Below are 6,234 nucleotides of genomic sequence, written 5' to 3' on the forward strand. Positions count from 1 at the left end.
AACTCAGGCAAAGACAAGCCTTTTTGCATCTGAATGCCATTGATGGGCATGATCCACCTCCGCAAAACAGAACGTTCGTTCACTTTACGCCGCGCGAATGGCTAAATCAAGGGATCCTGAGCAAGAGACATAATCAGGTAAATTTAACTACACCCTAAGCGCTGGCAATACGCTGACATCTTATTTGGCACAAATTGATTACATTAAACCTGCCGTGTTGGATGAAAGTATTTTGGCTGGTCTGACGCAATACTTTTCCTTAGATAGCAAGCTAAATGGCAATAAATCTAACCCTGCGCTCACTAGTTTTATTACGGGCCGAACGGCTAATTACGTTAATGGCCCATTAAGCAATAAAGCGCTGCAATCCACAGCTAATGGCAGTACTCCACAATGCGCCAGCTGCGATGGTGGTTTCAAAGTGCCATTGGCGGTTGATTTAACTAAAGATACTGGTTTCTCAGTAGGCTTTTGGTTCCGCTCCGATGGCGTGCGTAATGATGTGCCGGTGATAGCCAATAAAGACTACAAGAGCGGTGCGAATATGGGCTTTGCCTTTGGTCAATACACCAACAGCATTAAATTCAATATTGGGGATGGCAAAAACCGCGTCGATCCACAGCTGTCATTTAATGCCAATAGCTGGGTTTATTTGGTCATGAGTGTGGATGCGGTCAAAAAAACGGTGCAGGTATTTATTGCTGACCCGAATCGCCCATTACAAAGCGCCAGCAGCAGCTTAGCAAGCTTTGATTTAAGCAAATTCTCTGGCTTAAATATGCTGGCACTCAATGAAGATGCGCAGGGCAATTACTTTACTGCAGCAAAAGGCGGCTCAGCGGGCTCTTTTGATTTTAGCGATCTAGCGATCTGGAACCGCGTACTAAGCCAAGACGATGTTATGGGCCTGGCTACGACGGGTAAATCACTGAAATCGTTTAATCCATAAGAGAAGCCAATATGAAGTCATTTTCAAGCCGCAAGCTATCTTGCCTTGTTCTGCTCCCCCTGCTTTGCAGCATTTTAAGCGCCTGCGGCGGGGAGGATACCAGCCCTGCCAGAGCAGCCAGCTCCACGGCAAGCGCCTCAGCCGCCGCTACCAATGCTTCTTCAGCAGGTAATCAGCCGCAGCCACCCGCCATGCACTGCGCCCCTTAAGCCAAGTTAGTGATGATATGAAAACAATTAATCGTAGAAATTTTTTAAGCTTTGCAGCCAAAACTGCAGGCGGTGCCACAGCACTCTCTTTTATTCCACCCAGTATTATGAAAGCACTGGCCATTCCTGCTCATTCGCAAACCGGCACCATCAACGATGTACAGCACGTAGTGATTTTGATGCAAGAAAACCGCAGCTTTGATCATTACTTTGGCACGATGCATGGGGTGCGTGGTTTTGGCGATAAGCTGGCCATCCCCCTGCCAGGAGGTAAAACTGTCTGGAACCAGAAAGATGCCAACGGCAGGGAAATCCCGCCATACCATATGGATACCCGCATCACCAGCGCCCAGCGCGTTCCCGGCACACCGCATCTGATGCCTGATGCCCAAAGCGCTTGGGCAGGTGGGCGTATGGATGAATGGCCTAAATTTAAAACGCAGTACTCCATGGGCTACTACCGCCAAGAAGACCTGCCGTTCCAATTTGCGCTGGCCAATGCCTTTACCATTTGCGATGCCTATCATTGCGCCTTCCATGGCGGCACCAACCCGAATCGTCTGCACCTATGGACAGGGATGATTGACCCCTTAGCCAAAAATGGCGGCCCAGTGATTAATAACGACGGTGAAAGCAAAAATTCACCCGCCGAATACTCTTGGACCACCTACCCAGAACGCTTGGAAGAAGCAGGGGTAAGCTGGCGCATCTACCAAGATGCCAATGATAATTTTGGTGACAATTCATTAGAAGGCTTCGCTAACTTCCGCCGCGCGAAACCAGATAGCAGCCTGTGGCGTAATGGGATGTCCACTTGGAGCATGGAGCAGTTTGCCATCCACGCCGCTGGTGGAACGCTGCCGCAGGTATCTTGGCTGGTGGCCCCTGCCAAATACTCCGAGCATCCAGGGCCTTCAAGCCCAATTCAAGGCGCGGATTACACGCAGCAGGTACTCAATGCGCTGACCGCCAACCCTGATACTTGGAGCAAAACCGTGCTCTTGGTGATGTTTGATGAGAACGATGGCTTCTTTGATCACGTCCCGCCACCGGCAGCCCCTGCCCGCAATGCAGATGGCAGCTATGCAGGTAAATCTACGGTTGATACCCAGCTGGATTACCACACTAACGGGCAGATTTATGGCCTTGGCCCACGCGTACCCATGTATGTAATTTCCCCATGGAGTAAAGGCGGCTGGGTGAACTCTGAAGTGTTTGATCACACCTCGGTGATTAAATTTTTAGAAAATCGCTTTGGGGTATTTGAGCCCAATATCAGCCCATGGCGACGGGCAGTTTGTGGTGATTTAATGTCCGCCTTTAATTTTGCTGCGCCCAATGATCTGACTGTTCCCCCTATGCCCAATACCAGTCAAGCCGATACCATTGTGCTCAATCAAAGCAAACTGCCTAAGCCCACCGCACCAGCCACAGGCGTATTGCCACGGCAAAATCAAGGTGTGCGCCCATCACGCGCCCTGCCCTATGAGCTGCACACCAGCGGGCGCAGCGAGGCGGCCAACGGCAAGATGTGGCTGATTTTTAGCAATACCGGCCAGGCCAGCGGGGTGTTCCACGTTTACGACAAGCTGCATCTAGACAAAGGCCCACGCCGCTACACGGTTGAACCGGGCAAGCTGTTATCAGATGACTGGGATACTAGCGGGGATCAAGGGCTTTACGATCTATGGGTATTAGGACCCAATGGCTACCACCGCCACTTTAAAGGCAATACCAATGACAGCAATCCAGAAATCCGCGTTTGCTACGACTATATGAATGGGGATATCTATCTCAAACTGCAAAACACCAGCAGCAAGGATGCAGCGCTCACCATCACCGCCAATGACTATCGCACCGATGGCCCATGGCCGGTACAACTCGCTGCCGGAACCAATGCCGAGCATTCATGGACATTGTACGAAAGCAGCCACTGGTATGACTTTAGCGTAACGGGCAGCAATGGCTTTGTACGCCGCTTTGCTGGCCGGGTAGAAACGGGCCGTCACTCCATTAGCGATCCAAGCAATGCTGGCACGGTAATGAAATATAGAAAGCGCGCCAGCTAGCAGCCTGTCGGACTTAAGACAGTCCTAAGTCCGACAGGCTGCTAGGCAGGAAGCTGGGGCTAAGCCTGCTGTGTAGGATGATTTTGAATGTGGCTTAAAAAAGCCACAATCAACGGCACCTTAGCCCTGTCTTTTAAATAATATAGATATTCATAAATTAAGGCGGAGGGCTGCGTAAATGGCAATACGGTGATGGCGGGATAATCCAGCACCTCACCCTTAGACATAATACTGGCACCAAAGCCATGAATAATAGCTTGCCGAATAGCCTCGCCATTGGCAATGCAAGAAGCCGACTTGGGTGTTACTCCTGCTTGCTGAAGCATGGCTTGGGTTAAGACTTGTGTTTCTGAGCCCTCTTCCCGTAATAACAGATGCAAACCGGCTAACTCTGCCATATCCACTGCAGCTCGCTTAGCAAGGGGATGCTGACTAGATATTGCCAAAACCAAAGGCTCTGCAGCCAAAATAACCCGCATTAAGCGACGATCATCAATTTTACTAGAAGAGACGGCCAAATCAATCTCATATTCATTCAATGCTTTTAGCATTTTTTTTGAATTACCAAATTCCATCGACAACTGAATTTGAGGAAATGCCGCATGAAAACGTGCAATTCCTTGGCTAACAAAAAAAGGCCCTGTAGCCCCAATTCTTAAATGCCCCTGCTGCGCCCCACCTGCATTGCGCAGGCAAAAATCAATATTGGCCTCTTCTTGCAGTAATCGTTCCACCATAGGCATAAGGCGAACCCCAGCGTCGCTTAAAATCCAGCGAGCACCACCGCGATAAAACAACTCAATTTGATACTGCTCTTCCAACTGTTTAATACGCGAAGTAATAGTTGGTTGGCTTAATTGAATTTGCCTAGCGGCGAGTGCCACACTACCTTGCCGAGCTACCGCAAAAAAAGCACAAAGCAATTCACTTAGCATATGTTTTTTACATTAAAAATGGCACAAAACCATATTAACTAAGGTAAATGACAGTGTAAGGACAAGCAACGCTGTGACACAATTAATCCTTCAATTGCTCACCCAATGCCTCTGCCAATGCATAAGCGCGCTGCACGGCTGGCCTTGCTGCCACGGCGTTAAACCAGCGCTTTAAATGAGGAAAATCGTCGAGATTTTGGCCTTGCTGCGCATAAGGGACAATCCACGGGTAGCAGGCCATATCGGCAATGGAGTATTCACCCGCAATAAATTCCTTATCCGCCAACTGCTTATTTAATACTGAATACAACCTTGTGGTTTCGGTGACATAGCGGTTAATAGCGTAGGGGATTTTTTCTGGGGCGTATAAAGAGAAATGATGGTTTTGCCCAGCCATCGGGCCTAAGCCGCCCATTTGCCAAAATAGCCATTGCAGCATGAGCTGCTTATCTCTGAAATTGCTGGGGATAAATTGGCCGGTTTTTTCTGCCAAGTAAAGCAAAATAGCGCCGGATTCAAATAGAGGAATCGCCTCGCCATTGTCGAAAGGGGAATGATCCACAATAGCGGGAATACGGTTATTGGGTGCAATACTTAAAAAATCCGGCGCAAATTGCTCGCCTTTACCAATATGAATCGGGTAAACCCGATAATCTAATCCGGCTTCCTCTAAAAAGATGCGTACTTTATGGCCGTTGGGGGTCATCCAATAGTAGAGATCTATCATCGTTTGCCCTCTGCATCTGCCCGCAGCTGAGTCACGCTTTTGCCCGCATGGCCCCAATCATCGGTATCCACTTCTTGGATGATTACAAAGGTGGTGGCGGGGTCTTTATTTAAAACCTTAACCAGCACATCAGTCACACCGGCAATCACGGCAGCTTTTTGCTCTGCAGTGGCACCATCACGGGTAATTTGAATATTTACGACAGGCATGAGACTTCCTTGATTAGGGTGAGTGTAGTAACCATATCAGTGCCCTTGGCTTAAATTACAATAATCATCCAAAAATAGATTACGGCCCATAGCCCATACAATTATTTATGGGTAAAAAAATAGCCCGCAATATTTTGCAGGCTATTTTTATAATTCTAAATATTAATTGAGTTCATCACTTTTCATGTATTTAGCGCCATTCACTGTTGCTTCTGCGCTTAAGCCATTTTCAGTGAATTGATATACATAGACGTTTTCTGCCAGATGCTTAGCACCGGCAATTTGCCCGCCTGTTTTGCCTAGCTTAGCCGCTGCGCCTACCTCACCGCTTGCGCTCCAACCGGATGAAACAAATTTATTATAGGCATCGGTGCTGGTAAACACCCAAACCTCACGGGTTTCCTTAGCGCCTAAACCTAGGCCCAATTTACCCTGCAGCATATTCATATAGGTACGCTTGCCCGATGCAACCGCTACCCCATCCCCACCACCGGCCCCAACAAACATGGCCTGAAAACCACCCGTGCGAAACACCGCATAGGCTGGTGCTTTAGCAATTTGAGACTTAGCTTTAGGATATTTTTTATAAACCTGTGCCAGTGTATCGCTAGCAGTGCGATCAATTTCTGTACGGCGCTCTGCGGGTGTTTTTTGATCCGCCGCCGAAGCGCTATTATTTTGTTTTACTGCAGAATCTGCCAATACTGGCAAAGAAAGCATGGTGGCTAACACCAGAATAGTTGAACGTAATCGCATAATTAAACTCCTAATTGGATAAATTTCAGATAAGTTCTTACAAAGATAAGCGCTTATTATTCTTTAAACTTATTAAGTTTTTAACTATTAACTCTCCTAATATTACGTTATGTATCCAAACAATTCTTTAGTTAAAAAATAAGCTACATAATATTTATTTAACAACATAAAGACTGCGCTTATTTTTAATAACTTTCCACTATAAAATGATAAATTGCTTAAAATTACCATTAATCACTTCCTGATTATGTCTCTTGCTCAGTTAATCGCCCTCGCGGGCAAGGCTTAGCAATGAGTAAGGCATGCAGCATGCGGGGAATAAGGGCGCATAAATCAAAACGCCTATTAAATCGGTACTGCATTTCCGCCAAATAGCGGCC

7 protein-coding genes and 1 pseudogene are annotated in these 6,234 nt (G+C 47.5%); 3 read left to right on the forward strand and 5 right to left on the reverse strand.

What is annotated here, in order from left to right:
* Positions 1–184: 184 nt before the first annotated feature.
* The 3 genes from Q0R17_RS13635 to Q0R17_RS13645 are packed head-to-tail and all read left to right on the forward strand — an operon-like array spanning position 185 to position 3,227.
* Positions 185–949, forward strand: coding sequence for a LamG-like jellyroll fold domain-containing protein (locus Q0R17_RS13635; RefSeq protein WP_293935844.1), 765 nt, complete (start codon positions 185–187; stop codon positions 947–949).
* Positions 950–960: 11 nt separating this feature from the next.
* On the forward strand, positions 961–1,158 hold the full coding sequence (locus Q0R17_RS13640) for a hypothetical protein (protein ID WP_293935845.1): 198 nt from the start codon (positions 961–963) through the stop codon (positions 1,156–1,158).
* 17 nt (positions 1,159–1,175) lie between these two features.
* Positions 1,176–3,227 (forward strand): phosphocholine-specific phospholipase C, encoded by a 2,052-nt coding sequence (locus Q0R17_RS13645; protein WP_293935846.1) that lies wholly within the window; start codon positions 1,176–1,178, stop codon positions 3,225–3,227.
* 59 nt (positions 3,228–3,286) lie between these two features.
* On the opposite strand, the gene Q0R17_RS13650 is transcribed toward Q0R17_RS13645, so the two are convergent.
* From Q0R17_RS13650 to Q0R17_RS13670, 5 genes and pseudogenes are all read right to left on the reverse strand, one after another.
* Positions 3,287–4,162, reverse strand: a complete 876-nt coding sequence (locus tag Q0R17_RS13650; protein WP_293935847.1) for a LysR substrate-binding domain-containing protein — start codon at positions 4,160–4,162, stop codon at positions 3,287–3,289.
* A gap of 82 nt (positions 4,163–4,244) precedes the next feature.
* Complete coding sequence (locus Q0R17_RS13655) at positions 4,245–4,889, reverse strand: glutathione binding-like protein (protein WP_293935848.1); 645 nt, start codon at positions 4,887–4,889, stop codon at positions 4,245–4,247.
* On the reverse strand, positions 4,886–5,098 hold the full coding sequence (locus Q0R17_RS13660) for a 4-oxalocrotonate tautomerase family protein (protein ID WP_293935849.1): 213 nt from the start codon (positions 5,096–5,098) through the stop codon (positions 4,886–4,888). Before Q0R17_RS13660 ends, Q0R17_RS13655 begins: the two co-directional genes overlap by 4 nt.
* Before the next feature lie 162 nt (positions 5,099–5,260).
* Positions 5,261–5,854 carry a YSC84-related protein gene (locus Q0R17_RS13665; RefSeq protein WP_293935850.1) on the reverse strand — a complete coding sequence of 198 codons (594 nt, stop codon included), beginning with the start codon at positions 5,852–5,854 and terminating at the stop codon, positions 5,261–5,263.
* A gap of 245 nt (positions 5,855–6,099) precedes the next feature.
* Positions 6,100–6,234: pseudogene (locus tag Q0R17_RS13670) on the reverse strand (IS1595 family transposase); the annotation flags it as partial.

Origin of the sequence: Iodobacter sp. (assembly GCF_025352645.1) — a bacterium.
Classification (GTDB): Bacteria; Pseudomonadota; Gammaproteobacteria; order Burkholderiales; family Chitinibacteraceae; genus Iodobacter.